Below are 24,901 nucleotides of genomic sequence, written 5' to 3' on the forward strand. Positions count from 1 at the left end.
TGTCCCAATCGTCCCTTCACGTTACGCCCCTCTCAGGCTTCAATTAAACAACAAAAACAAAACATAAATTTAACAACCCTATTCCGATACGAGGTCCCTATGAAGCCTGAAGATTTCCGCGCTGATGCCAAACGTCCGTTAACCGGCGAAGAGTATTTAAAAAGCCTGCAGGACGGCCGTGAGATTTATATCTACGGCGAGCGCGTCAAAGACGTCACCACCCATCCGGCGTTTCGCAACGCGGCGGCCTCTATCGCGCAGATGTACGACGCGCTGCACAAGCCGGACATGCAGGACACCCTCTGCTGGGGCACCGACACCGGCAGCGGCGGCTATACCCACAAGTTCTTCCGCGTGGCGAAAAGCGCCGACGACCTGCGCCAGCAGCGCGACGCTATCGCCGAGTGGTCGCGCCTGAGCTACGGCTGGATGGGCCGCACGCCGGACTACAAGGCCGCGTTCGGCTGCGCGCTCGGCGCCAACCCGGGCTTCTACGGCCAGTTCGAGCAGAACGCCCGCAGCTGGTACACGCGCATTCAGGAAACCGGCCTGTACTTCAACCACGCCATCGTTAACCCGCCGATCGACCGCCACAAGCCGGCGGACGAGGTGAAAGACGTCTACATCAAGCTGGAGAAAGAGACCGACGCCGGGATCATCGTCAGCGGCGCGAAAGTGGTGGCAACCAACTCGGCGCTGACCCACTACAACATGATCGGCTTCGGCTCCGCGCAGGTGATGGGTGAAAACCCGGACTTTGCGCTGATGTTCGTCGCGCCGATGGACGCCGAGGGCGTGAAGCTGATCTCCCGCGCCTCTTACGAGATGGTGGCAGGCGCAACCGGATCCCCGTACGACTACCCGCTCTCCAGCCGCTTCGACGAGAACGACGCGATCCTGGTGATGGATCACGTGCTGATCCCGTGGGAAAACGTGCTGATCTACCGCGATTTCGACCGCTGCCGTCGCTGGACGATGGAAGGTGGATTTGCGCGGATGTACCCGCTGCAGGCCTGCGTGCGTCTGGCGGTGAAGCTCGACTTCATCACCGCCCTGCTGAAGAAATCCCTTGAGTGCACCGGTACCCTGGAGTTCCGCGGCGTGCAGGCGGATCTCGGCGAAGTGGTGGCCTGGCGCAACATGTTCTGGGCGCTGAGCGACTCCATGTGCTCCGAAGCCACCCCGTGGGTCAACGGCGCGTATCTGCCGGATCACGCCGCGCTGCAAACCTACCGCGTGATGGCGCCGATGGCCTACGCGAAGATCAAGAACATCATCGAGCGTAACGTGACGTCCGGTCTGATCTACCTCCCGTCCAGCGCCCGGGATCTGAACAACCCGCAGATCGACCAGTATCTGGCGAAATACGTGCGCGGCTCCAACGGCATGGACCACGTCGAACGCATCAAGATTTTGAAGCTGATGTGGGACGCCATCGGCAGCGAGTTCGGCGGCCGCCACGAGCTGTACGAAATCAACTACTCCGGCAGTCAGGATGAGATCCGCCTGCAGTGTCTGCGCCAGGCGCAGAGCTCCGGCAACATGGACAAGATGATGGCGATGGTCGACCGCTGCATGTCCGAATACGACCAACACGGCTGGACGGTGCCGCACCTGCACAACAACAGCGATATCAACATGCTGGATAAGCTGCTGAAATAATGCAGCGGGAGGTTTTCATGCAATCAGAACAACGCCTGCGTTTTCGCGACGCGATGAGCAGCCTGTCGGCGGCAGTCAATGTGGTCACCACCGAGGGCGAGGCGGGCCGCTGCGGCATTACCGCTACAGCCGTCTGTTCGGTGACTGACACCCCACCGTCGGTCATGGTTTGCATCAACGCCAACAGCGCCATGAACCCGGTATTTCAGGGCAACGGCAGGCTGTGCGTTAACGTACTGAACCACGAGCAGGAGATCATGGCTCGCCATTTCGCCGGGATGACCGGAATGACGATGGAGGAGCGCTTTGCCCTCTCCTGCTGGCAGAAAGGCCCGCTGGGGCAGCCGGTGCTCAAGGGCGCGCTGGCCAGCCTTGAAGGCGAGATTAGCCAGGTGCAAACCATCGGCACGCATCTTGTCTACCTTGTTGAAGTTAAGAACATCATTCTGAGTGACGCGGGACACGGCCTGATCTACTTCAAGCGCCGTTTCCACCCGGTCATGCTGGAGGCGGAAGCCGCCGTGTGATCCCCCCTCGCGCTGGCCTTTTTCTTCGGCCAGCGCCGCTTTCTACAAAAACTCCTAAGGTTTCCGCTAAATCACGCCGTTATATACCCATAAGAGAAATTTTCTGTGCCTGAATACTGACGCCGCCTGTCAGTGCATCCGCATCATTCAGCGCATACCTAAATATACAGGATGACCTTATGGCTAAAACGACGCGGAGCCGCTCGGCTGAACGTCTGGTCGATATTCTGGTTGAGCTACATTTAAACGGTGTGGTAAACCGCAGTGCGCTAATGGAGAAATTTAAAATTACCGAGCGTACCGTCTACCGGGATTTAAATGCCCTCTCTCCCATTGTTGAACATACCGGTAACGGGCTATATAGGCTGATCCATTCCGCACAATCGCCCGGCGGACAAGGCCTACACCACACCCTTGCTAACTTCCTGAATGCCGACAGCTTTTTCCCTGAAAGAAATACGGAATTCTGGCAAAATCTTGAAGCGCGCGTTGACGAAAACCATATTCTTATTCTTGCGAATGAAGCCGAACACACGGTCCAGCGCGATATTCGCCGTCATTTAACGAAAATCGAGAGATCGATTAAAAACCATAATGTTTGTCAGATTGTTTATAAAGGGAAAACCCGTCTGATTAATCCCTATAAACTCATTAACAAAAAAAATATATGGTATTTACAAGCCACCGAAAATAGCCGCCTGAAATCCTTCTCATTGAGCCAGATTAGCTGGTTTGATATTCAGAAAACGACCTTCACCCCGGAAGAAAATGTCCTTGAGCTGCTGGAAAAAAGCCTCGACCCTTGGGTATCTGAAAATACTTTCGCGGTGAAAATATTCATCAAAGATAATATTTCGCATTACTTCCTGCGCCGCGATCTTCTGCCGGAACAAGAGCTGCTGGAGGAGCAACAGGGCGGCGTCACGCTGCGCTGCCAGGCGGCGCACGAGAACCAGATCCTGCCGCTGCTGTTCTACTGGCTGCCCCATATTCAGATTCTGGAGCCGAGCTGGCTGAAGGAAAAACTGATCGGAACGCTGGAGAACTATCTGGCGGTGGAACGCAACCCGAATAATCAAGTGATCTCAATCACATAATTTCGCCCCCTGGCGGCGAGCCGGAACCGCTCGTCGCCCCCTTTGACCGCTCACCCGGCACTTTCAACCACTCATTCATTTACCGTCCTTTACACGCGCGAGGATCTGGCACGATTGCTCCAGCATTAATCAATACCTCCTCACAACGAACCCTGACCCTTTTTTCTTTACATAAAAAACCAGGTCTTACTATGGATACTAAAAAACTACTGAAGCACGTGCCCTGGGCCTTACTCGGGATCCTCGGCGCTTTTTGTCTGGCGGTTGTCGCATTACGCCGGGGCGAACACGTAAGCGCCCTGTGGATCGTGGTCGCGTCCGTTTCCGTCTATCTTGTTGCTTATCGCTACTACAGCTTGTACATCGCGCAGAAGGTCATGAAGCTCGACCCGACGCGCGCCACTCCGGCGGTCATTAACAATGACGGCCTGAACTACGTGCCAACCAACCGCTACGTGCTGTTTGGTCACCACTTTGCCGCTATCGCCGGTGCAGGCCCGCTGGTCGGCCCGGTGCTGGCCGCGCAGATGGGCTACCTGCCGGGTACCCTGTGGCTGCTCGCAGGCGTCGTGCTGGCGGGTGCGGTGCAGGACTTTATGGTGCTGTTTATCTCTTCTCGCCGTAACGGCGCCTCTCTGGGTGAGATGGTCAAAGAAGAGATGGGCCGCGTGCCGGGGACCATCGCCCTGTTCGGCTGCTTCCTGATTATGATCATCATCCTCGCGGTGCTGGCCCTGATCGTGGTGAAAGCGCTGGCCGAAAGCCCGTGGGGTGTCTTCACCGTCTGCTCAACCGTGCCGATTGCGCTGTTCATGGGTATCTACATGCGCTTCCTGCGTCCGGGACGCGTGGGTGAAGTATCGGTGATTGGTATCGTGCTGCTGGTGGCCTCCATCTACTTCGGCGGCGTGATTGCGCACGACCCGTACTGGGGCCCGGCGCTGACCTTCAAGGACACCACCATTACCTTCGCGCTGATTGGCTATGCGTTTATCTCCGCGCTGCTGCCGGTCTGGCTGATTCTGGCCCCGCGCGACTACCTGGCGACCTTCCTGAAAATCGGCGTTATCGTCGGTCTGGCGATCGGCATCCTGGTGATTAACCCGGATCTGAAAATGCCTGCGATAACGCAGTACATCGACGGTACCGGCCCGCTGTGGAAAGGCGCCCTGTTCCCGTTCCTGTTCATCACCATCGCCTGCGGTGCGGTCTCTGGCTTCCACGCCCTGATTGCGTCCGGCACCACGCCTAAGCTGCTGGCGAACGAGAAAGACGCGCGTCTGATCGGCTACGGCGCGATGCTGATGGAGTCCTTCGTGGCGATCATGGCGCTGGTTGCAGCCTCCATTATCGAACCGGGTCTGTACTTCGCGATGAACACCCCGCCTGCTGGCCTCGGCATTACCATGCCAAACCTGCACGAGATGGGCGGCGATAACGCGGCGCTGATTATGGCGCAGTTGAAGGACGCGAGCGCACACGCCGCGGCGACCGTCAGCTCCTGGGGCTTCGTGATTTCGCCTGAGCAGATCATGCAGACCGCGAAGGACATCGGCGAACCGTCCGTGCTGAACCGCGCAGGCGGTGCACCTACGCTTGCCGTCGGTATCGCACACGTGTTCCACAAAGTGCTGCCGTGGGCGGACATGGGCTTCTGGTACCACTTCGGTATTCTGTTCGAAGCGCTGTTCATCCTGACCGCGCTGGACGCAGGTACCCGTGCGGGCCGCTTCATGCTGCAGGACCTGCTCGGTAACTTCGTGCCGTTCCTGAAGAAAACCGACTCTCTGGTGGCGGGCATTCTGGGTACTGCCGGCTGCGTCGGCCTGTGGGGCTACCTCCTGTATCAGGGCGTTGTCGACCCGCTCGGCGGCGTGAAGAGCCTGTGGCCGCTGTTCGGTATCTCTAACCAGATGCTGGCAGCCGTTGCTCTGGTGCTCGGTACCGTGGTCCTCGTGAAGATGAAACGCACCAAATACATCTGGGTAACGGTTGTTCCTGCGCTGTGGCTGCTGCTCTGCACCACCTGGGCGCTTGGCCTGAAGCTGTTCAGCGCCAACCCGCAGCTGGAAGGCTTCTTCTTCATGGCTAACCAGTACAAAGAGAAGATTGCCGCAGGCGGCGCGGATCTGACCGCGCAGCAGATTGCCAACATGAACCATATCGTGGTGAACAACTACACCAACGCGGGTCTGAGCATTCTGTTCCTGGTGGTGGTGTACAGCATCATCTTCTACGGCATCAAAACCTGGCTGAACGTGCGCAACGCCGACGGTCGTACGGATAAAGAAACTCCGTACGTGCCGGTGCCGGAGGGCGGCGTGAAGACCTCTTCACACCATTAAAAAAATGGCGGGTGGCGCTACGCTGACCCGCCCTACACAGAAACTGTAGGCCCGGTAAGCGTAGCGCCACCGGGCTTTTTCTGTCTGGAACCCACAATGTTTGGTAACTTAGGCGAAGCAAAAAAATACCTCGGTCAGGCGGCGAAAATGCTGATTGGCATTCCGGACTATGACAACTACGTTGAGCATATGAAGACCAACCATCCGGATAAGCCGTACATGACCTACACCGAATTCTTCCGCGAGCGTCAGGAAGCGCGCTACGGCGGAAGTGGAGAAGGCGGCGTCCGCTGCTGCTAAAGGAGAGACCATGACCCCGATTGCCGTTACCCTGCTGACCGGTTTTCTCGGCGCCGGCAAAACCACCCTGCTGCGCCACATCCTGAATGAACAGCACGGCTTCAAAATCGCCGTCATCGAAAACGAATTTGGTGAGGTCTCGGTAGACGATCAGCTGATTGGCGATCGCGCCACCCAGATCAAAACCCTCACCAACGGCTGCATCTGCTGCACCCGCTCTAACGAATTAGAAGACGCCCTGCTGGACCTGCTCGACAGCCGCGACCGCGGTGAAATCGATTTTGACCGTCTGGTGATCGAGTGCACCGGCATGGCCGACCCCGGCCCGATTATTCAGACCTTTTTCTCTCACGAGATCCTCTGCCAGCGCTACCTGCTTGACGGCGTGATTGCCCTGGTGGATGCGGTTCACGCTGACGATCAGATGAACCAGTTCACCATCGCCCAGTCTCAGGTGGGCTACGCCGACCGCATCCTGCTGACCAAAACCGACGTGGCGGGCGAAAGCGTTAAGCTGCGCGAGCGTCTGACGCGCATTAACTCCCGCGCGCCGATTTACACGGTGACGCATGGCGATATCGATCTGTCTCAGCTGTTCAACACCAACGGCTTTATGCTGGAAGAGAACGTCACCGCGAAACCGCGCTTCCACTTTATATCCGACAAGCAAAACGACGTGGCGTCGATTGTGGTCGAGCTGGACTACCCGGTGGACATCAGCGAGGTCTCGCGCGTGATGGAGAACCTGCTGCTGTCGTTTGCCGACAAGCTGCTGCGCTACAAAGGTATGCTGTGGATTGACGGCGAGCCGAACCGCCTGCTGTTCCAGGGCGTGCAGCGCCTGTACAGCGCCGACTGGGACAGACCCTGGGGCGATGAAGCGCCGCGCAGCGTGATGGTGTTTATAGGTATCCAACTCCCGGAAGAAGAAATTCGAGCGGCGTTTGCGGGTCTGAAAAAATAACCGCCTTGCATCCCCTCTCCCCTATGGGGAGAGGGTTAGGGTGAGGGGTAAACTTATTTCACCGCTTCCGGCAGCGTTATAATCCACAGCTCGCTGTCCGACTCTGGCTTCTTCAGCGGCTTCACGCTGAGCGTGGTTTCCACCGGTTTATCATCCAGCGTCAGCTTGCCTTCCGCGTTCACCCGATAATCCTTGAGCTTCTTGCCCTCGACCGGGTTTTGCATCGCCACCTTCACGCCAAAGTCGTTATCGTTCGCCACCGCAAGCCGTTTGCTGTCAATTAGCGCCAGCCCTTCGGCCTTCTCCTGCTGCCAGCCCAGCGCGCGCAGATCCACGACCTGCGTTTTAGCCGCAAGCGTTATGCCGCGCTGCGCCAGGGTTTTCTCATCATCAAACTCCGGGTACTCGCCCGGCTTGTCAAAGGCGGAAAGGTCGCTCGCCTTGCTGAGATCCACCTTGTAAATCAGGTTACGCATGCCGTCGTTTTTATCGCTTCCCTGCTCAATCAGCAGGATGTGCTGGTCATCGAGCGCCACAATGTCGCCGATTTTGGCGTCGCTGTTTTTACCGTAGGCCGCGCTGTCGATTGGGTAACCGTACATCGCTGTTTTCCCGGTCGCTGGGTCGAAGCTCACCAGACGCGTAAACAGCGCCTGCTTTTTGCTCTTACCGTCGATATCCAGCGTGCTTTGCACGGCGGCGATAATCCGCCCGTCCGGCATCCGGGTCAGGCCTTCAAAGCCCCGATTCGCCTGGCGCCATTTGATAATGTTTGGCAGACCGCCCGCGATGGACTTCTCCCCTTCCGCCGCCTGAGGCCCGTGGATCGCCAGGATCTTCCCTTTGCCGTCGACGTTAATCAGGAACGGACCATACTCGTCGCACAGCCAGTAGCCGCCTTTCCCGTCCGGCGTGATGCCTTCCGTGTCCAGCCCGCGGTTGTCGCCCTTCAGAATTTTTAGCGTGTCGCTGAACGCCACTTCATTGGTCGAGCCAATCACGCCGCTTTGCAGTGGCAGACCGTTAATCTCGCCTTTGTCATCATGCAGCGGGCGGGCATCCGTTGCCTCTGCTTTGCCGTTCTGAACGCGGATGGTCATCAGCAGGGGGGCGAAATCTGGCGTGACAAATATTTTGGCTTCGTTTTTACCCATTTTTGGCGCATCGGCGTTTGGACCGCGATCGGTCACGGTCGCAAAGGTCAGGGCATCGCCCTGCTTGCCCGTAAACAGCAGGCCAGAACCGATTCCCACGGGCAGTCCGTTCGGAAACGCGCTGGCAAACGCGCCGCTGTAGCTCACGTGGGAGCCTTCAGGGAAGCTGACGACATAGCGCTCAGCAGTAGGCTGCGCCGCCAGGCCAGAGAAAGAGAGCGCACAACCGATTAGCACAGGAATAATTTTTCTTTTCATATTGTTAGCATCCAGTTAGTGAAGCCAACAACGTAAAGAATAAACGTGTCAGAAAAATGACATGAAAAGGAAACCGACCTGCGCGATTGAACGTATATTCATCACTCGAAATGTAAGGCTTTGTTGTTTAGTGTGACAGCTGAAACACTTTCGGAAATTATTAGAAACCCAATTAATTCATCTCAAACCACTATCCCCGCCTCGTTCAGTTTATGTTTAGTCAAAAAACTAAACGGTTCCTAAACGCTAAAACATCACCCGTTGACACCCCGGCAATAAAACATCACCGCAACAATCGCAATAAAAAATTTAACAATATCAGTATAAAAGCGCGATTTACATCACATTTGCAGTCATAAACATCGCTTGTTAAGGTGTCCTCAGATTAATTTGAAGACGAGGAAATACTCATGAAAAAGCTTAACATTCTTATCCTTTCTGCTTTGACCGCGGTATCGGGCTCCGCTTTGGCCATGGGCGGCAGCATCGAGCAGGGTAAAAACTTCACCAACCTGAATGTGGAAATGGGTAAATCCTCATCCGGCCTGTATACCGAAGGTAACTGGCTCAAAAATACCGATGATGGCACCCAGACCGGCGGCGTGGGCGCAGGCTACAACCTGGAAGTGGGCCCGGTGATGCTGAATGCAGGCGCGAAAGCCATCTACATCGGCCCGAAAAAAGGCGATAACGGCGTAGCGTTCCCAATCGGTGGCGGCGTGAATGTTGCCCTGACTGACAGCATTAACGTATTTGGTGAAGGATACGTTGCACCAGACGGACTAAACAACAGCGTGAAAAACTACGTTGAAGCTAACGGCGGCGTAAGCTGGACCCCAATCAAACCGGTTACGCTGAAAGTGGGCTACCGCCACGTAAGCGTCGACGGCAAAGATGGTCGTCCAAACCACACCCTGATTGACGGTGCGTACGTGGGCGGCGGCGTTAGCTTCTAAGCCTGTATTGCGCCCGGCGGCGCTACGCTTGCACGGGCCTACAAAAACTGTGCAATCTATTGATGCTGTTGCAGATTGTAGGCCGGGTAAGCGTAGCGCCACCCGGCAAGAAAGGCGATGACACTATTCATGGAAAACCTGCCGGTTGGCAGGTTTTTTATTATCTCTTACTTACGCACCACCACCAGCTTCTGGTTCACAAACTCTTTGATCCCCAGATCCGACAGCTCGCGCCCGTAGCCGGAGCGCTTCACGCCGCCAAACGGCAGCTCTGGCGCGGTATCGGTGAGCCAGTTGATGTACACCATCCCGGTCTCAATCCGTGACGCCATTTTCTTCGCGCGCTCGATATTCTGACTAAATACCGCCCCGCCCAGGCCGTAGTGGGAGTCGTTCGCCAGCGCGACCGCCTCGTCGTCACTTTTCACCACGTAAATCTGCGCTACAGGGCCGAAGAACTCCTCGAAATACGCCGGGTTGTCGCGGGAGATATTCGTCAGGATCGTCGGTTCGAAGAAACTCCCGTCGCGCTGTACCGGTTTGCCGCCATAGTGCAGCGTCGCGCCGTTTTTCACCGCCTCGTTAACCTGTTTGGTCAGCGTTTCGAGCGCATCTTTAGACGACAGCGGCCCCAGCGTGGTGCTTTCGTCCAGCGGATCGCCAATCTTCACCTGCTTAAACGCCTCGGTGAATTTGCTCAGGAAGGCATCCGCAATTTTTTCATGCAGAATAAAGCGCTTCGCCGCGGTGCAGACCTGTCCGGCATTGTTGAGCCGCGCATTCACACCAATCTTCACGGCTTTATCAAGGTCGGCATCGTCCAGCACCACGAAGACGTCGTTACCGCCCAGCTCCAGCGTGGATTTCTTAATGTGCTTCGCCGCCTGTGCGGCCACCACGCTACCCGCCTTTTCGGAGCCGGTTAATGCGGCACCCTGTACGCGATCGTCAGCGATAATTTTTGCCACCTGCTCGGACGAGATAAACAGGTTGGTCCACGCCCCTTCCGGCGCACCCGCTTCGCGCACCAGATGCGCAAAGGTCTCGGCGCAGTGCGGCACGATGCTGGCATGCTTGGCGATCACCGGGTTCCCCGCCGCCAGGTTTGGCGCCAGAACGCGCATCAACTGGTAGTACGGGAAGTTCCACGGCTCAACGGCCATCAGCACGCCGATGGGGTGATGCTCCACCCACGCTTCCCCGAGCTCAGACGGATACTTCACCGGGGCCAGGAACTGCTTCGCGTTATCGGCGTAGTAGCGGGCGATCTGCGCGCACAGCTTTACCTCGCCGCGGCTCTGTTCGATGAGCTTACCCATCTCCTGGCTGGCGATTTTCGCCAGATCCTCCGCGCGCTCGTCGATCAGGTCTGCGAGCTTATGCAGCACCGGCAGGCGCTGGCTGATGTCGCCTTTCGCCCAGTCCGAATGATAAAGCGCATCGGCCGCCTTGAGCGCCGCTTCGATATCCGCGTCGGTATGTGAGGGGTATTCTTTGATGAGCTGGTTAGTGGCAGGATTTACTGTCTGATAAGCCATGTCGAATCTCCTTGTTTTACCGCTTAGGGTATTAAGGGTAGTCAACATGACTGGCTGTGGACGTAAAGTTGGGTATATCCGGAAGGTTCTTAATGAAGCGCTGCCAGACGGTTCGCTGACGTGGTATAAAAAACCTTCAGAAGGAGCGCCCATGACCGATACCCGACACGTCCGCCAGACTTTTCACCGTGCCTCAGGCCTTGAGCTGCGCAGCACCTGGCAGAGCACGCAGGCGTACAAACGCCATAGCCACCCTCAACTCTCCATCGGCGCGATTGTGGAGGGCCAGACCTGCTGCGTGTGTTTTGACAGAGAGTACATCCTTAGCCCCGGGGACCTCATCGTGATCCCGGCCTGTGCGCCGCACAGCTGCAACCCCGTCGCCGGGAATCCGCGCAGCTACCATATGCTCTATATCGACACCGAGCTTCCTCTGGCGCTACAGGTGATTCGTAGCCCTGACCTGTTTGCCCACTACCTGGACGTCGTCAAGACAATGTCTCCAGCGTCTGTGGAAACGCTGCTTTCTGCCCTTCCCCACGGCGCGGATAGCGCAGACGCGCTTCGCTCAACCAGCCGGCAGGTTCAGGAGGCATTTCTTTCCGATCTCACCTGCCCGCCTTCCCTCGACGAGCTTGCCCAACGCTTCTCGCTGCGCAAGGAGACGCTGATTCGCACCTTCAGGCAGGACACCGGCCTGACGCCGGGCAGCTTCCTCAACATCTCCCGCGTGGAGTACGCCAAGGCGCGGCTGCGCGACGGGGATGATATTGCCGACGTCGGCTACCAGAGCGGCTTTGCCGACCAGAGCCATTTTCATAAGACCTTCGTCAACTATACCGCCGCCACGCCGCGCCAGTACGCCACGGGCCGATCAATATCAGACAATAAATAGGTTCTGCAGCGCCGTACTCTGGCCTCGGATTGTTAACCGAGGTCGCTATGGAACTGTTCTTCCCTTCCGCTTTTCTCGCCCTGGCGCTGGCGCATTTTGTTGCCCTGCTAAGCCCGGGCCCGGATTTCTTCCTGCTGGTGGGCTACGCCGCGCGCTATCGGCTGCGCGGCAGCGCCGGGCTGTGCCTCGGCATCGCCGCGGGTAACGGGCTCTATATTGTTCTGGTGATTATCGGCTGGAGCGCGCTGCGCCAGTTTACGTGGCTGTTTACGCTTATCGAGCTTTGCGGGGCGCTGTATCTGCTGTGGATCGGCTCGCATCTGGTGCGCAGCCGACCTCAGGCGCTGGCACTGAATGAAACCCATCAGCGCTTTCCCTCGCGGCGTAAGCAGATCCTGCTGGGGCTCGGTTCGGCGCTGTTAAACCCGAAGAATGCGCTGTTCTATCTGGCGCTGATGACGGCGCTGCTGGGGCCGGACGTGACGCTGCTTCAGCAGGCGACCTGCGGCGTCTGGATGGTGATGGTGGTGCTTGCGTGGGATCTGGCGCTGGTATCGCTGATGGGGTTGAGGGCGGTTCAACGCAAGCTCAGCCGTTCGCTGTGGTGGATTGAGCGCACGGCAGGGGTGGTGCTGATGGGGTTTGGGGGATGGGTGCTGTGGCGGCTACTAGAAATTATACGCTGAGATAGCGGGCAGCCTGACGCCGCCCGTTGCTTATTTTTTATTTTGATCGCGCAGCATTGCTTCACGCAAAATGGCATTGAGCCTCGTCTGGTAACCTTTTCCAGGCCGTTTAAGCCACTCCATCACGTCAGCGTCGATACGTACAGATGCCTGAGTTTTGAGTGGCCGATAGAACTTCCCTCGCACCGCCCCTGACCACTGTTCATCCGCCGTGGCAGGGATATCGCTGTAATCAATCTCTGCTTCCGATTTTTCGGCGAGTGCTTTGAGCTCAGCCTCACGACGAGCACTAACCTCAGGCGCACTACCGCGTTTATGTTTAACCATGCTCATAACGGCTCCTCTCTTTACGGTCCGCCTTTCGTGCGCTAATGATTCGAATGACTTCGTCACCACTTTCAAAACGTACCGTGTGTGCGACCATAATGACAATTAGACCATGTACAAGGCCAATGGTCTGCCAACGGAACTCTCCATTTTCATGACGATCCTGCAGAGATAAATGGTAAGGATCGTCAAAAACCAGAACAGCCTCTTCAAAGCGGATCCCATGCTTAATGAGATTACTCTTCGCTTTGTTGGTATCCCATTCAAACTCCGTTGGCATAGTGTACCCTTCCCTTATTGTATATACAAAAAAGCATATACAAAACGTTCGTAAATTGAACCGGTCGACATCGTTCAATTTCATTTTCTGAAGGCGCATTCCAGAAACTGAAACGCGAAGGTCCTTCTCCTTCTTTGCACTTTCCCCTCGCTTCCCTCTATCCTTAACCCATGGAAAAAATAGCTGAACTCAAACGCGCCAAGCTGCTGGCGCTGTCGCTGCTGCTGATTGCCGCCGCGGCCTTTATCACCACCCTGTTCCTGCCGCAGACCTTCTGGGTGCGCGGCGTAAAGGCCATTGCCGAGGCGGCGATGGTCGGCGCGCTGGCAGACTGGTTTGCCGTGGTTGCGCTGTTCCGCCGGGTGCCCATTCCGTTTATCTCGCGCCATACCGCGATCATTCCGCGCAATAAAGACCGAATCGGCGACAATCTCGGCCAGTTTGTGCAGGAGAAGTTTCTCGACACGCAATCGCTGGTGGCGTTGATCCGCCGCTATGAACCTGCCCAGATGATCGGCGCCTGGTTCAGCAAGCCCGACAACGCCCAGCGCGTCGGGCTGCATTTGATGCAGGTGATGAGCGGTTTTCTCGAACTCACCGACGACGGACGCATTCAGCGCCTGCTCAAACGGGCGGTGCATAAGGCCATCGACAAGGTAGACTTCACCGAAACCAGCGCAGTGATGCTGGAGAGCATGACCAAAAACAACCGCCACCAGGTGCTGCTGGACGCCATCATCAACCGTCTGATTACCCTGATTCAGCGGGAAAGCACGCGGGAGTTTATCTCTGACCAGATAGTCCACTGGCTGAAGACCGAACACCCGCGCAAGGCAATGGTGCTGCCCACCGAGTGGCTGGGCGATCAAAGCGCGGAGATGGTGTCGAACGCGGTGAACACGCTGCTGGACGATATCAGCCACGACCGCACGCACCAGATCCGCCAGGCGTTCGACCGCGCCACGCTGAAGCTTATCGACAACCTGAAAAACGATCCGGAGATGGCGGCGAAAGCCGACAACATCAAGCACTACCTGAAAAACGATGAGGCGTTTAACCGCTATCTGGGAGAGATGTGGGCTGACCTGCGCCAGTGGCTGAAAGCGGATATGCAAAGCGAGGACTCGCGCGTGAAGCAACGCATCGCCAACGCCGGGCTGTGGTTTGGCGAAACGCTGTCTAACGACGCCAGCCTGCGGGCGTCGCTGAACGAGCATCTGGAGCAGGCCGCGCACCGCCTCGCGCCGGATTTCGCGACGTTTCTGACCCGCCACATCAGCGACACTGTCAAAAGCTGGGACGCCAAAGACATGTCCCGCCAGATTGAGCTTAACATCGGTAAAGATCTGCAGTTCATCCGCGTCAACGGCACGCTGGTCGGCGGGACGATTGGCCTGATCCTGTTTTTACTCTCGCAGCTGCCTGCCGTGCTGGGGCATTAATCTACTTTGGGCGGCGCGATGACGTAGCGCGTCGCCTCAAAGCGGTTGAGGATCAGGTGCACCAGGAAGACCATCGTCAGCGTTGCCACCAGCGAAAAGGTGACGGAGGTGATGCGGTAAAGATCGCTGAACACCAGGTCAGTGTCCGGGTGCATATTTTGCCCGAACATAATGCCGATGGTGGTGATGCTGGAAAACCCCACGCCTGCACCGACTTTTTCCATCACGTGCAGGCGCGCGCCAAACGCCAGCCCGAGGCCGATCAGCGGCATCATCAGCAGCATATGGCTGCTGTGATCGTAGAGGATCAGCTGCACCACCAGAATATAGAGGCAACCCAGCACCACGCCGACCACGCGCCAGATAGAGCTCATCACCGAACCGCGGTAGTGCATCGGGAACAGAATTAAAATCCCCGCCATCAGCGCCGAAAGCGAATCGCTTAAGTCGCTAATCTGAAACACCACGAATATCAGCGTCGCGACGGTGCCGGAGAGCAGCGACTCGTGGCGCACCCGGGCGTCGTCTTTCTCAATTAGCGGCGGCGGCCTGCGGGGCTCCACGTCCGGCAGGAGGTAGTTCATCAGCGCGCTCAGGCACACCGCCATCACGCTCGCTTCGATGTTGGAAAACAGTAGCGTGTGCCAGTTGGTAGAGGGGTAGCTCATAAAGTTGAGCATCACGCTCTGGCACACCACGCCCATTGAGCCAAACAGGAACAGCGGCCCCTTGCTCATAAAGCGAAAACGCATCACGTACAGGGCAAACACCACCAGCGTCATGATGACCGGCCATTGCGACAGATAGCCGATAATGAAGATCATTTCGACGCAGTTAAGCGCGGCGCTGAAGATAAACTGCTTCGCCACGTGGCGATTAAAGACCGGCACCAGCGACAGCAGCATGATCGGATAGACCACAAAAAACACGCCGTAGCTGGTGTTGTAAAAGCTGGAGATGCTCAGCGCAATCATCCCGGCAAAGACGATGCGCAGGGTCTGGCGAAAGTCGTTTGCCGTGTAGACGATGTTGCCGTGCGGGGTAAACACCCGCGCCAGGGTGCTAATAGACATAGTGAAGCAGGCTCACCAGGTGGATTTGCATCCCGGAGAAGAAGCGCGCAAACGGCCCCTCGCTGTTGTAGAGCTGCACGGTGGCGCGTGCGCCGGTCGGCAGATGCTTCGGCAATTCTTCGTCCAGCGCGACGTGAATACGCATGCGTTGGGCATCGCGCACCCAGCGGTTGGAGGTTTCCGGTTCGGACAGCTGACCGTTAACGGCCTCCTGACCGGCCAGTATCCCCGCGTCGCTGCTAGTCACGTGGGCGCGGAAAACGTGCCCCGGGAAGGCGTCGAACACCACGGCGGCGTCGGTGCCCTGATGGGTATGGCGCAGGCTTTTTTCACGAAAATCGGCGACGATATCGGTCTGGTTGTTCACCAGCGCCAGCGCGGCTGAACCCGAGGAGGCGTAAAAGCCCGGGCTTAACTGCAGGTTACTGACCGTGCCGTCCGCCTGGGCGTAGACCTTCGTCCAGCCGAGATTCAGCTCTGCTTCATCCAGCGCGTTGCGGTATTTTTGCAGCGTCACGTTGCGGTGCTCGTCCCGCTCGCCGCGCTGAATGCGCAGGTTATGGATGTTGGCCTGGATGGAGCTGACGGACTGCTCGCTGCTCTGCCAGGTGGTGCGAACCTTATCCAGATCCGCCTGCGAAACGTTCTGCAGCGTGCTCAGCTTCTGGTAGCGGTCGAAGGTCACTTTGTCGTTACGCGCGGTCAGCACGGCGGTTTTCAGGCTGGCCTGCGCGGCGGCGATCTGCGCGTCCAGCTGTTCGTTGGAAAGGCGTGCCTGCTCGAGCGCGATTTGCGCCGCTTCCACTTTATTGCGAAACGGCGTGTCGTCGAGCTCAAACAGCAGATCGCCTTTCCTCACCTGGCTGTTGTTGTGGACATGTACCGCCGCCACGTAGCCGGAGACGCGCGGAGAAACCGGCGTCACCACGCGCATCACGGTGGAGTCCGGCGTCAGCGGGATCCAGATATCCGCAACGATAAAGTAGACAAACATCAGCAGGAAAGAGGCAATACTCACCCTTACCCAGCGGGCAAACTTTTGTTCAGGAGTCATTATTTTTCGGTCTTGTTATCTTCTTCGCGGATTATCCGCAAATTGCAGGCGATTTGATTCAACGTGGCGCTGAAAATGTCGATATGTTCCGGCGCGATGTTTTGCGATACACGCGCCTGATAGGTCTCAATCACCTGAGTGAGCCGTTTTAATATGGCTTTTCCCTCGGGTGTCAGCGTCAGAAGCCGAATGCGCTTGTCATAAGGCGATACGGCGCGCAGCAGGTAACCCTGCTTTTCCAGCTGTGTCAGGGTGCGCATCAGCGGCGGCAGTTCAATACCCTGCACCTCCGCCAGCTCACTCACCGAGACGTTATCCCCGAGCTGATGAAGCTGCATCATCACCGTCCAGCTCGACTGGGTTAACCCGGTATCGAGAATGGCATCGTCGATCACGGCACGCCACTGGCGCACGATCATCGCCATCCGCATACCCATCGGCCTGCGGCTGAACAGTTCTTCTTCACTCATGGGGGAAACCTCTCGTCACACGCGGTCAAGATAATAGTTATCAGGGTAAGTATCAAGAAACGAGAGGCAAAAGTGCAGGAATTGCGAAAACGATGTTCTCCCTCTCCCCGTGGGCTGAGGGTTCCCCACAAATTAAAGCGAGCAGTGAACAATCCCCTCGCCCCTCCGGGGTGTACGGTCTGGGGACATGGTAGACAGGTGTTCGGGGACATGGTGAACACTTTTTAACATCCTTTACCCATGGTGATCGACTTTTTCCTCAGGTCGATCACCCCCACTTTCGTGCTGTACCACCACACCTCGTAGCTGCCGTCTTCCCGCATCTCCTTCAGCCCGACCCGTTCTCCCCTGAACGCCTTGCCTGCGCTCAGACTTACCCCTTTCACGCTCAGCTTTCCGCTGATATCCACCTTCCTGACCATCACGCCCTCGTCGTATTCCGGGGGCGTTGTGTTGCCGCTGTACTGCCGCGCTGACGGCTGATACCGCGAGCCCGGTACCGCCATATCCAGCGCCTCGTGCGGGCGTTCAAGGTTGTACACCGTGCGCCAGTGGTCGAAGGCGCGCTGCAGCTCACCGCTGTCTGCGAACCATTTTCCCTGCAGCACTTCCGCCTTCAGGCTGCGGTGAAAACGCTCCAGCTTGCCCTGCGTCTGCGGATGATAAGGCCGGGAGTGCCCCACCCGGATACCGTGGCGCATCAGCCACAGCTCCAGCGCCGTCCAGGTGCCGGTGGTGTCGCCCCACGGTGAGCCGTTATCCATCGTCATCCGGTCCGGCAGGCCGTAACGCTCAAACACGCTGACAAGCTGCTGCTGCACGGTCTCGCGGCGTTCATCAGTACAGTGCGCCAGGCACAGGGAAAAACGGGAGTGGTCGTCCAGCAGGGTGAGCGGATGGCAGCGGCCGCCGCCAAAGGGAAAGTGGCCCTTAAAATCCATCTGCCAGAGGCGGTTCGGCGCATCATGTTCGAACCGTCCCGTGGGGGAAATACCCGGTGAAGCGCCCGGCAGCAGGCCATGGCGGGCCATCAGGTTATGGACGGTGCTGAAGGCGGGCATGCGGTGCCCCCGGTCCTCGAGCCAGCGCTTTATCTTGCGGGCTCCCCAGCGTTCATGGCGGTCATGTGCCATGCGCAGCAGGGCGGTGATGTCGTCAGATGAGCGGTTCGGGGAATGGTGCGGTATACGGGGCCGGTCCTGAAGGCCGGCGGCACCTTTCTCCGCCCAGCGGCGAAGCCACTTGTAGGCGGTGGCAGGTGAAATGCCGTAGTGACGGCAGAGGGAACGGATGTTCGCCCCGTCCTGCGAGGCGAACAAAACAAACTCGGTACGTAATGACATGGTATCTCTCGCATCCCAGGGCATAAGCGACTCCATAAACGGGTTCTTATGCCTTAGTTGTAAGTGTCTACCATGTCCCCGAACAAGTGTTCACTATGTCCCCGGACCGTACACGGGGAGAGGGTTAGGGTGAGGGGAACATACGGCTAAGGTGGTATTTCCGTTCACTTCAATTTTCTTGCTACTCTGTAACGCCATAACCGGTGAACGTGCCAGGGTGGCTCAATCGCCACCACCCTGGCAACCCGGGCTCCCGGCGGTAAATCGCCGCTACGCGGTGCCTTCGGCTTATTCCTTCCGGCTTATCGGGTACGGGCGGAGGTAACATCCCTGTAAAGCCCGCCCTCTCGGCGCATCCATGCGCCTCGCCCCGGCCTACAGGAAACGCCTCAGCGATTTACAGCCGGACCAAGATATCGCTGTAAGCTATTCATTTTACTGATGAAACTCTAATCGCTTCCAGTTTAAAAAATTACTGGGGAACCCTCAGCCCCGTGGGAGAGGGTCGGGGTGAGGGCACCAGCCCGCAGCAGAGTTTAGCGGCTAAAAAGTCTCTGAACGGCACTTTTCCCCGACGCCGTCATCACCACCTCCCTGTACCCCGCCACCCGCTGGATCCACCCTTTGTTTTCCAGATGAATAAGCAGCGCCGCACCCGCCTCGCCGCCAAGGTGAAACCGCCGCTCGCTCCAGTCCAGGCAGGCGCAGCAGGCCTTTCGACGGGGGTGAGGCGTTAACGGAATACCGAGCTTCAGGAACTGCTCCCGGCCATACGGCGTGAGCGCAGAACCGTCTGCCTCCAGCCAGGCTTCCGCCTGCATAAAATCATAGATTTGGACCGCGACCGTTCCGGCAAGATGGTCGTAGCAGGTTCGCGCTTCGCGCATGGCTTTCGGCGCGGTGCTTTCCGGCGGGGTGATGCGGCTCCAGGAGATCCCCATCATCTGCTCGACCAGCGCCGCCACGTCGTGCCCCGCCAGGCGATAGTAGCGATGCCGCCCCTGAGACAGGCAGGTAATCAGCTTTCCCTCCACCAGCCGGGCGAGATGCCCGCTGGCGGTCGACGGCGCAACGTCTGCCGCCGCGCTCAGCTCGGTAGCGGTCCACACCCGCCCGTCCATCAGCGCGCACAGCATCTTCACGCGCGACGGATCGGCCATTGCCGCCGCCACAGCCGCAACGGCCTGTTCCAGCGCCGCGCTGTTATCTGGAGGTATGCTCGTTTTTAACATATGTCGCCCAGGGTTCGGTGATCTCTGCGGCCAGCTTATCATCATCCGTCAGCAGAATAAGGTGATTCGCGTGGTCGCTGTACTGGGTCAGGATAGACACGCCCTTTGCGGCCAGCGCGGCCGCTAGCTCGCCCAGCTCGCCGGGCCGCTCCTGTTTCAGTTTTCTGATTACCGGCTTGCGTACGGCCTGCACGTTGAACCCGGCTTCCACCAGCACGCGATGGGCTTTTTTCCCCTCTTCCACCAGGAAGTGGGCATTCGTGCCAAATACGCCACCGCCTTCCAGCCCCACGCCGTTGTGCCCCAGCAGCTGTCCAAAGCGCGCCAGTTCACCGGGGATATCGCTAAAAATCACATGAACGTCATACATCCGCGCACCCTCCGGTTTCGGAACTGTACTCCCGCACCAGCTGCGCCACCCGAATACGGTAAAAAGAAAAAATCGACTCCCGCCCTTCGGCCTGCGCGGCCTGATGGAAGACGTTCTGCTTCCAGCTGCGGACGGCCTCTTCATCCCGCCACCAGGAAAGGGAAAGAATTTTGCCGTCGGTGGTCAGGCTCTGGAACCGTTCGATATCGATAAAGCCGTCGATGTCGGCCAGCAAAGGCTTAAGCTCTGCGGCAAGCTGAAGATAGCGCGCCTGATGGGCAGGCGCGGCTTTGGCTTCGAAAAGGACTGCAATCATGGGTGTCTCTCCGTTGTGAGGGTGAGGAGAGAATGTAGGGTAGAGAGGAACAATGCTTCGGTAAGGAGCGAAGTGTTGTGCCGGATGGCGCTGCGCTTATCCGGCCTACGGGCTCCTGTAGGCCCGGTAAGCGCAGCGCCACCGGGCGGGTCTTAACCCAGAATCGACCTCGGCTCCATAAACGCCCTAATCCCCCACTCGCCCATCTCGCGCCCCACGCCGGAGTGCTTAAACCCGCCGAACGGCGCTTTCGGTTCATGGGCAAGCGTATTCACCAGCACGCGACCGGAAACAATCTGCTGCGCCACGCGGCGCGCGCGGTCCGCATCGCCGCCCAGCACCATCGCGCTCAGCCCGTATTCTGTGTCATTGGCAATGGCCACGGCCTCCGCCTCGTCACGATAGGGGATCGCGCACAGTACCGGGCCAAAAATCTCGTCACGGGCAACCGCCATCCGGTTGTTCACGTCGGCAAACAGCGTCGGGCGCACAAACCAGCCATCTCGCGTCCCGTCCGGTCTCCCTTCACCACCCGCCAACAGACGCGCCCCCTCTTCGGTGCCTTTACGGATATAGCCCTGTACCCGCTGCCACTGCTTTTCACTGACCATCGGGCCGACGTCCGTCGCGCTATCGCGCGGGTCGCCGGATTTCACCGCCGCCACGGCCTGCGCCAGCGCGGTTTCGATCTCCGCCTTACGCGCCTGCGGCACCAGAATGCGCGTCCCGGCCACGCACGCCTGCCCGCTGTTCATAAACCCGGCCTGAATCACCAGCGGGATCGCCTGCGCCAGATCCACATCATCCAGCAGGATCGTCGGCGATTTGCCGCCTAATTCCAGGGTCACGCGCTTAAAGCTCTCCGCCGCGTTGCGCAGGATCGCCTTGCCGGTATTCGTGGAGCCGGTAAACGAGATTTTTGCCACGTCCGGATGGCGGCTGATGGTCTCACCTACCGTCTCGCCGCGCCCGGTGACGATGTTAAACACGCCCGGCGGCAGCGCGGCATCGCGCAGCGCTTCGGTGACAATCCGGGTTTGCAGGGCGCTCATTTCGCTCGGCTTGATGACTGCCGTACAGCCCGCCGCCAGCGCGGCCGCCAGCTTGCCGCAGATAAAGCCCGCGTCGCTGTTCCACGGCGTGATAAGCCCGGCCACCCCAAGCGGCGTCATCTGCACCGTTGCCGCGCCTGCGGGAGTGACGAACTCAAACGCCTCCAGCGCCTCAATGGCCTGAGCAATCACCTCCGCCGGATAGCTGGCCATCCACGCCGAGCGCGAGGCGGGCGCGCCGTACTCTTCAACGATCGCTTCCAGGAGATCGTCGTGGCGAGCGGCCACGGCGGCGTGCATACGTTTAAGCGCCGCGATGCGTTCCTGCTTTGTGGTCTGCGACCACGCCGGAAACGCCGCTTTTGCCGCCGCAACGGCGCGCTCCGCGTCAACCTCATCCGCCAGACGAACCTGGCCGATGACCTTCGCCGTCGCCGGGTTGTACAAATCAAACCACTCGGTGCCGTGCGGGGTAACAAATTCGCCGTTAATAAAGATCTGTTCGATGGTGTGCATATAAACCTCCTCAGGCTGTGTGAGCACAGTCTGGCACGGCTTTTCCGTTGCGATAATCCACGCTATGCTGCAAGGGTTGTTTCGATTTTCAGGATAATCTATGCATCGTTCAGGTCTGACAGAGCTGGAAGTGGTGATGGCGGTAGTGCGGCGCGGCAGCTTTCGCGCCGCGGCGCAGGAGCTGGGCATGTCCGCCACGGCGGTAAGCAACGCCATCGCCGGGCTGGAGAGCCGCCTTGATACCCGCCTCTTTAACCGCACCACCCGCAGCGTGGCACTCACCGACGCCGGACAGCGCTACGTGGCGCGTATCGGCCCGGCCCTGCAGGAGATCCGTCTCGCCAGCGAGGAGATCCACAGCGACACCGGGGAACCTGCTGGCACGCTACGGCTGAACGTGCCGAACCATATCGGCACCCTGTTTCTGGACCAGCTGCTGATCGACTTTATGATCCGCTACCCGAAGATGCGCGTAGAGACCGTCAGCGAAGCGCGAATGATCGACATCGTCGCGGAAGGCTTTGACGCGGGGATCCGCCTTGAGGAGTCCGTGCCGCAGGACATGATCGCCGTGCCGCTGACCGGGGAGATCCGCCAGCTGGTCACCGCCACGCCGGACTATTTTGCACGCCACGGCATTCCGCAGACGCCGGACGATCTGCTTTCACATCAGGGGATCGGCATGCGCATGGCCCACGGCGGGATCTACCGCTGGGAGCTGGCGCGTCGGGGGGAAACGTACGCCCTTGCCGTGCCGCCGCGCTTTGCGACGTCCGATCTTTTTGCCTCGATCCGCGCCGTGAAAGCGGGATTAGGGGTGGGATTTTTGCCGGAACTGTATATCCGTGAAGAGCTTGAGCGGGGAGAACTGGTGAGCGTCTTAAACGACTGGGCGCAGCCCTTTGCCGGGCTACGCCTGTATTACCCCGGCCATCGCCACGTTCCGCCAGGGCTACGGGCGCTGGTGGCGACGATCCGCGAGCGCGGGATTATTCCAGGTTAGCCTTATTCAGCCCGTAAGCCGCGTCCAGCGAGCCCGGCGCCATGCGGGAGGTGATCCCCAGACGGTTCCAGGCGTTGATCGCCACGATGGCGAAGTTCAGCTCTGAAATCTCAACGTCCGAGAAGTGCTCCGCCACGCTGCGGTACAGCGCGTCGCTCACGCCGTGAACGCCAATCTGGGTCAGCGCTTCAGTGAAGGCCAGCGCGGCTTTCTCACGGGCGCTGAACAGCGGGGACTCGCGCCAGGCCGCCAGATGGTACAGGCGCAGCTCGCGCTCGCCGCCGATTTTGGCCTCTTTCGAGTGCATATCCAGGCAGAAGGTGCAGCCGTTCAGCTGCGATACGCGAATGTCGATCAGGTGCTTCAGCGCCGGGTCGATGGAGGTTTTTGCCACTTCCATGCTCAGGGCGGACAGGGCGTTGGCGAGGGCAGGTGTAACTTTATGGTGGTTAACGCGAGTGCTCATTGTCTTTCCTCTTTTTTGTGCGGCATATGTCATGCAATGCAGCAAATCTACGCCGTTAATGACATAGTAAAAAGATACAAAAAGCGTGAAACGAGGTAGGACATGAAGCCGGGCTATCACGAGATTTATTCCCGCTATCGCGACAACATCACGCGCGGCGTGCTGAAGCCGGGCGATAAGGTGCCCGCCATCCGCGTGCTGGCGGAAGAGCTGAAGGTGGCGCGTAAAACCGTCGAAACGGCGTACGCCATTCTGACGGGTGAAGGGTATCTGGTGAGCCAGGGCGCGCGCGGCACGCGGGTCAATCCGGATTTACTGTTGCCGGATAACAATGCCCCTGCGGAACAGCCCACCGGCACGCTTCCAGCATCGCTCATCAGCCAGCGCGAGCGGGCGGGGTTTCTGCGCCCCGGCATCCCGGCCCTCGACAGCTTTCCCTATAAAAAATGGCTGCTGCTGGCGGGCCAGGCGACGCGCGCCATGCGTCAGGAGGAGATGCTCAACCCGCCCGTTCTGGGCTGGTATCCGCTGCGCCAGGCCATCGCCAGCTATCTCAATATTTCACGCGGGCTGTCCTGCAGTGCCGAACAGGTGCTGATCACCAGCGGCTACAGCGGCAGCCTGCGGCTGATCCTCGACACCCTTGCCAGCCGCAGCGACAAGGTGGTGTTTGAAGATCCGGGCTATTTTATGGGCCAGCAGCTGCTCAAGCGGATCGTGCCGCGCCTGCACACGGTGCCGGTCGATCGCTGCGGCATCGATACGGAATACCTGCTCCGTCACCATCGCGACGCCCGTTTTGCCATCGTCACCCCGTCGCACCAGAGCCCTCTGGCGGTCACCCTCTCGCTGCCGCGCAAGCAGCAGCTGCTCGACTGGGCCAGCCAGAACGAGACGTGGATCGTTGAAGACGATTACGACGGGGAGTTTCACTACACCCGCAAGGTGCTGCCGTCGCTGAAAAGCCTCGACCAACACGACCGTGTAATTTTTATGGGCACCTTCAGTAAAACCATCATGCCGTCGCTGCGCATGGGCTACGTGGTGATGCCCGCCAGCACCGTCGGGGCCTTTACCGACTGCGCGGACATTACCACCAGCGGCCAGCCGGTGCTGACGCAAAAGATCCTCACCGCGTTTCTCAACGAAGGGCATTTTTTCCGTCATTTGAAAAAGATGCGAGCGCTGTATCAGACCCGTCGCGACTGGATGATTGCCGCCCTGCGCGAGGTGTATGGCGATCTGTTTTTCACCGAGCAAAACGACGGCGGGATGCATATCGTGGCGTTTCTAACCAGAGGAAGCGGTGACCGGGAAGTGGCGCGCTGCTGGCAGGAACAGCAGCTGCAGGTGAATGCGCTTTCGGAGTGGTATCGCGGGTCGGGCAAACGCTACGGGCTGGTGATGGGATATAACAACGTGCGGTCGTATCAGGAGGCGGTGGATTTGCTGGAAAGACCGAAGCGGCAGACACTTGCGCTGTTGAGCTGAAAATCGCCGGGTGGCGGCTACGCCTTACCCGGCCTACAGGATCGGCGCTGAATATCGCCGGGTGACGGCTACGCCTTACCCGGC

Annotated in this window: 25 protein-coding genes; 12 read left to right on the forward strand and 13 right to left on the reverse strand. The window is 58.6% G+C overall.

Annotated features, from left to right (window positions below):
- The first annotated feature begins 99 nt into the window (after positions 1 to 99).
- From hpaB to yjiA, 6 genes are all read left to right on the forward strand, one after another.
- A complete protein-coding gene (gene hpaB / locus NQ230_RS20205; RefSeq protein WP_121424951.1) occupies positions 100 to 1,662 on the forward strand; it encodes a 4-hydroxyphenylacetate 3-monooxygenase, oxygenase component in 1,563 nt (520 codons plus the stop codon).
- A gap of 17 nt (positions 1,663 to 1,679) precedes the next feature.
- Entirely contained in the window at positions 1,680 to 2,189 is a 510-nt protein-coding gene (locus NQ230_RS20210; protein WP_257258837.1) for a 4-hydroxyphenylacetate 3-monooxygenase reductase subunit, read from the forward strand.
- 179 nt (positions 2,190 to 2,368) lie between these two features.
- Positions 2,369 to 3,286, forward strand: a complete 918-nt coding sequence (locus NQ230_RS20215; RefSeq protein WP_257258838.1) for a helix-turn-helix transcriptional regulator — start codon at positions 2,369 to 2,371, stop codon at positions 3,284 to 3,286.
- A gap of 191 nt (positions 3,287 to 3,477) precedes the next feature.
- The gene (locus tag NQ230_RS20220; protein ID WP_257258840.1) at positions 3,478 to 5,631 is read left to right on the forward strand and encodes a carbon starvation CstA family protein; all 2,154 of its coding nucleotides are present in this window, start codon (positions 3,478 to 3,480) and stop codon (positions 5,629 to 5,631) included.
- 96 nt (positions 5,632 to 5,727) lie between these two features.
- Positions 5,728 to 5,931 (forward strand): YbdD/YjiX family protein, encoded by a 204-nt coding sequence (locus NQ230_RS20225; protein WP_003856610.1) that lies wholly within the window; start codon positions 5,728 to 5,730, stop codon positions 5,929 to 5,931.
- Positions 5,932 to 5,941: 10 nt separating this feature from the next.
- Entirely contained in the window at positions 5,942 to 6,895 is a 954-nt protein-coding gene (gene yjiA, locus NQ230_RS20230; RefSeq protein WP_121424948.1) for a GTPase, read from the forward strand.
- 53 nt (positions 6,896 to 6,948) lie between these two features.
- Here the strand turns inward: yjiA and NQ230_RS20235 are convergent, their stop codons facing one another.
- Positions 6,949 to 8,307, reverse strand: coding sequence for an esterase-like activity of phytase family protein (locus NQ230_RS20235; protein ID WP_213821523.1), 1,359 nt, complete (start codon positions 8,305 to 8,307; stop codon positions 6,949 to 6,951).
- Between the two features lie 410 nt (positions 8,308 to 8,717).
- Here NQ230_RS20235 and NQ230_RS20240 point away from each other — a divergent pair, with 410 nt between their 5' ends.
- Positions 8,718 to 9,263 (forward strand): YfaZ family outer membrane protein, encoded by a 546-nt coding sequence (locus NQ230_RS20240; protein ID WP_063143257.1) that lies wholly within the window; start codon positions 8,718 to 8,720, stop codon positions 9,261 to 9,263.
- Positions 9,264 to 9,430: 167 nt separating this feature from the next.
- On the opposite strand, the gene NQ230_RS20245 is transcribed toward NQ230_RS20240, so the two are convergent.
- Positions 9,431 to 10,801, reverse strand: a complete 1,371-nt coding sequence (locus NQ230_RS20245) for an NAD-dependent succinate-semialdehyde dehydrogenase (protein WP_257258844.1) — start codon at positions 10,799 to 10,801, stop codon at positions 9,431 to 9,433.
- A 151-nt stretch (positions 10,802 to 10,952) separates the two neighbouring features.
- Here NQ230_RS20245 and NQ230_RS20250 point away from each other — a divergent pair, with 151 nt between their 5' ends.
- Both NQ230_RS20250 and NQ230_RS20255 read left to right on the forward strand, forming a co-directional pair.
- Entirely contained in the window at positions 10,953 to 11,696 is a 744-nt protein-coding gene (locus tag NQ230_RS20250) for an AraC family transcriptional regulator (protein WP_257258845.1), read from the forward strand.
- Between the two features lie 47 nt (positions 11,697 to 11,743).
- On the forward strand, positions 11,744 to 12,382 hold the full coding sequence (locus NQ230_RS20255) for a LysE family translocator (RefSeq protein ID WP_257258847.1): 639 nt from the start codon (positions 11,744 to 11,746) through the stop codon (positions 12,380 to 12,382).
- Between the two features lie 30 nt (positions 12,383 to 12,412).
- Here the strand turns inward: NQ230_RS20255 and NQ230_RS20260 are convergent, their stop codons facing one another.
- Both NQ230_RS20260 and NQ230_RS20265 read right to left on the reverse strand, forming a co-directional pair.
- Positions 12,413 to 12,715, reverse strand: coding sequence for a BrnA antitoxin family protein (locus NQ230_RS20260; RefSeq protein WP_257258848.1), 303 nt, complete (start codon positions 12,713 to 12,715; stop codon positions 12,413 to 12,415).
- Entirely contained in the window at positions 12,702 to 12,989 is a 288-nt protein-coding gene (locus tag NQ230_RS20265; RefSeq protein WP_010427219.1) for a BrnT family toxin, read from the reverse strand. Before NQ230_RS20265 ends, NQ230_RS20260 begins: the two co-directional genes overlap by 14 nt.
- A 170-nt stretch (positions 12,990 to 13,159) precedes the next feature.
- Here NQ230_RS20265 and NQ230_RS20270 point away from each other — a divergent pair, with 170 nt between their 5' ends.
- Complete coding sequence (locus tag NQ230_RS20270; protein WP_257258849.1) at positions 13,160 to 14,431, forward strand: DUF445 domain-containing protein; 1,272 nt, start codon at positions 13,160 to 13,162, stop codon at positions 14,429 to 14,431.
- Here the strand turns inward: NQ230_RS20270 and NQ230_RS20275 are convergent.
- The 8 genes from NQ230_RS20275 to NQ230_RS20310 all read right to left on the reverse strand — a co-directional run bounded on the left by NQ230_RS20275 (position 14,428) and on the right by NQ230_RS20310 (position 21,857).
- On the reverse strand, positions 14,428 to 15,504 hold the full coding sequence (locus NQ230_RS20275) for a DUF2955 domain-containing protein (protein WP_257258850.1): 1,077 nt from the start codon (positions 15,502 to 15,504) through the stop codon (positions 14,428 to 14,430). The two genes, NQ230_RS20270 and NQ230_RS20275, sit on opposite strands and share 4 nt — an antisense overlap.
- Entirely contained in the window at positions 15,494 to 16,561 is a 1,068-nt protein-coding gene (locus NQ230_RS20280) for an HlyD family secretion protein (RefSeq protein ID WP_121424942.1), read from the reverse strand. Before NQ230_RS20280 ends, NQ230_RS20275 begins: the two co-directional genes overlap by 11 nt.
- On the reverse strand, positions 16,558 to 17,028 hold the full coding sequence (locus NQ230_RS20285) for a MarR family winged helix-turn-helix transcriptional regulator (protein ID WP_257258851.1): 471 nt from the start codon (positions 17,026 to 17,028) through the stop codon (positions 16,558 to 16,560). Before NQ230_RS20285 ends, NQ230_RS20280 begins: the two co-directional genes overlap by 4 nt.
- A gap of 224 nt (positions 17,029 to 17,252) precedes the next feature.
- Positions 17,253 to 18,395, reverse strand: coding sequence for an IS481 family transposase (locus NQ230_RS20290; RefSeq protein WP_442778909.1), 1,143 nt, complete (start codon positions 18,393 to 18,395; stop codon positions 17,253 to 17,255).
- Positions 18,396 to 18,907: 512 nt separating this feature from the next.
- Entirely contained in the window at positions 18,908 to 19,603 is a 696-nt protein-coding gene (locus NQ230_RS20295) for an ArsR/SmtB family transcription factor (RefSeq protein ID WP_257258853.1), read from the reverse strand.
- Positions 19,575 to 19,973: an amino acid-binding protein gene (locus NQ230_RS20300; RefSeq protein WP_257258855.1), complete on the reverse strand. Its 399-nt coding sequence runs from the start codon at positions 19,971 to 19,973 to the stop codon at positions 19,575 to 19,577. The genes NQ230_RS20295 and NQ230_RS20300 overlap by 29 nt, the downstream gene beginning before the upstream one ends.
- On the reverse strand, positions 19,966 to 20,289 hold the full coding sequence (locus NQ230_RS20305; RefSeq protein ID WP_257258856.1) for an antibiotic biosynthesis monooxygenase family protein: 324 nt from the start codon (positions 20,287 to 20,289) through the stop codon (positions 19,966 to 19,968). Before NQ230_RS20305 ends, NQ230_RS20300 begins: the two co-directional genes overlap by 8 nt.
- Before the next feature lie 152 nt (positions 20,290 to 20,441).
- Positions 20,442 to 21,857 (reverse strand): aldehyde dehydrogenase family protein, encoded by a 1,416-nt coding sequence (locus NQ230_RS20310; protein WP_257258857.1) that lies wholly within the window; start codon positions 21,855 to 21,857, stop codon positions 20,442 to 20,444.
- Between the two features lie 100 nt (positions 21,858 to 21,957).
- Here NQ230_RS20310 and NQ230_RS20315 point away from each other — a divergent pair, with 100 nt between their 5' ends.
- On the forward strand, positions 21,958 to 22,860 hold the full coding sequence (locus tag NQ230_RS20315; RefSeq protein ID WP_257258858.1) for a LysR family transcriptional regulator: 903 nt from the start codon (positions 21,958 to 21,960) through the stop codon (positions 22,858 to 22,860).
- Here the strand turns inward: NQ230_RS20315 and NQ230_RS20320 are convergent.
- A complete protein-coding gene (locus NQ230_RS20320; RefSeq protein ID WP_213823157.1) occupies positions 22,847 to 23,326 on the reverse strand; it encodes a carboxymuconolactone decarboxylase family protein in 480 nt (159 codons plus the stop codon). The two genes, NQ230_RS20315 and NQ230_RS20320, sit on opposite strands and share 14 nt — an antisense overlap.
- A gap of 102 nt (positions 23,327 to 23,428) precedes the next feature.
- Between NQ230_RS20320 and pdxR the strand changes: the two genes are divergently transcribed.
- The gene (gene pdxR / locus NQ230_RS20325; RefSeq protein ID WP_257258860.1) at positions 23,429 to 24,817 is read left to right on the forward strand and encodes a MocR-like pyridoxine biosynthesis transcription factor PdxR; all 1,389 of its coding nucleotides are present in this window, start codon (positions 23,429 to 23,431) and stop codon (positions 24,815 to 24,817) included.
- Positions 24,818 to 24,901: the final 84 nt, after the last annotated feature.

This window comes from Enterobacter asburiae, from assembly GCF_024599655.1.
Taxonomy (GTDB): domain Bacteria; phylum Pseudomonadota; class Gammaproteobacteria; order Enterobacterales; family Enterobacteriaceae; genus Enterobacter; species Enterobacter asburiae_D.

Bases quoted from the DNA above. Each gene is read 5' to 3' on its own strand.
- hpaB (WP_121424951.1), top strand. From the start codon at position 100: ATGAAGCCTGAAGATTTCCGCGCTGATGCCAAACGTCCGTTAACCGGC.
- NQ230_RS20210 (WP_257258837.1), top strand. From the start codon at position 1,680: ATGCAATCAGAACAACGCCTGCGTTTTCGCGACGCGATGAGCAGCCTG.
- NQ230_RS20215 (WP_257258838.1), top strand. From the start codon at position 2,369: ATGGCTAAAACGACGCGGAGCCGCTCGGCTGAACGTCTGGTCGATATT.
- NQ230_RS20220 (WP_257258840.1), top strand. From the start codon at position 3,478: ATGGATACTAAAAAACTACTGAAGCACGTGCCCTGGGCCTTACTCGGG.
- NQ230_RS20225 (WP_003856610.1), top strand. From the start codon at position 5,728: ATGTTTGGTAACTTAGGCGAAGCAAAAAAATACCTCGGTCAGGCGGCG.
- yjiA (WP_121424948.1), top strand. From the start codon at position 5,942: ATGACCCCGATTGCCGTTACCCTGCTGACCGGTTTTCTCGGCGCCGGC.
- NQ230_RS20235 (WP_213821523.1), bottom strand. From the start codon at position 8,307: ATGAAAAGAAAAATTATTCCTGTGCTAATCGGTTGTGCGCTCTCTTTC.
- NQ230_RS20240 (WP_063143257.1), top strand. From the start codon at position 8,718: ATGAAAAAGCTTAACATTCTTATCCTTTCTGCTTTGACCGCGGTATCG.
- NQ230_RS20245 (WP_257258844.1), bottom strand. From the start codon at position 10,801: ATGGCTTATCAGACAGTAAATCCTGCCACTAACCAGCTCATCAAAGAA.
- NQ230_RS20250 (WP_257258845.1), top strand. From the start codon at position 10,953: ATGACCGATACCCGACACGTCCGCCAGACTTTTCACCGTGCCTCAGGC.
- NQ230_RS20255 (WP_257258847.1), top strand. From the start codon at position 11,744: ATGGAACTGTTCTTCCCTTCCGCTTTTCTCGCCCTGGCGCTGGCGCAT.
- NQ230_RS20260 (WP_257258848.1), bottom strand. From the start codon at position 12,715: ATGAGCATGGTTAAACATAAACGCGGTAGTGCGCCTGAGGTTAGTGCT.
- NQ230_RS20265 (WP_010427219.1), bottom strand. From the start codon at position 12,989: ATGCCAACGGAGTTTGAATGGGATACCAACAAAGCGAAGAGTAATCTC.
- NQ230_RS20270 (WP_257258849.1), top strand. From the start codon at position 13,160: ATGGAAAAAATAGCTGAACTCAAACGCGCCAAGCTGCTGGCGCTGTCG.
- NQ230_RS20275 (WP_257258850.1), bottom strand. From the start codon at position 15,504: ATGTCTATTAGCACCCTGGCGCGGGTGTTTACCCCGCACGGCAACATC.
- NQ230_RS20285 (WP_257258851.1), bottom strand. From the start codon at position 17,028: ATGAGTGAAGAAGAACTGTTCAGCCGCAGGCCGATGGGTATGCGGATG.
- NQ230_RS20290 (WP_442778909.1), bottom strand. From the start codon at position 18,395: ATGCCCTGGGATGCGAGAGATACCATGTCATTACGTACCGAGTTTGTT.
- NQ230_RS20295 (WP_257258853.1), bottom strand. From the start codon at position 19,603: ATGTTAAAAACGAGCATACCTCCAGATAACAGCGCGGCGCTGGAACAG.
- NQ230_RS20300 (WP_257258855.1), bottom strand. From the start codon at position 19,973: ATGTATGACGTTCATGTGATTTTTAGCGATATCCCCGGTGAACTGGCG.
- NQ230_RS20305 (WP_257258856.1), bottom strand. From the start codon at position 20,289: ATGATTGCAGTCCTTTTCGAAGCCAAAGCCGCGCCTGCCCATCAGGCG.
- NQ230_RS20310 (WP_257258857.1), bottom strand. From the start codon at position 21,857: ATGCACACCATCGAACAGATCTTTATTAACGGCGAATTTGTTACCCCG.
- NQ230_RS20315 (WP_257258858.1), top strand. From the start codon at position 21,958: ATGCATCGTTCAGGTCTGACAGAGCTGGAAGTGGTGATGGCGGTAGTG.
- NQ230_RS20320 (WP_213823157.1), bottom strand. From the start codon at position 23,326: ATGAGCACTCGCGTTAACCACCATAAAGTTACACCTGCCCTCGCCAAC.
- pdxR (WP_257258860.1), top strand. From the start codon at position 23,429: ATGAAGCCGGGCTATCACGAGATTTATTCCCGCTATCGCGACAACATC.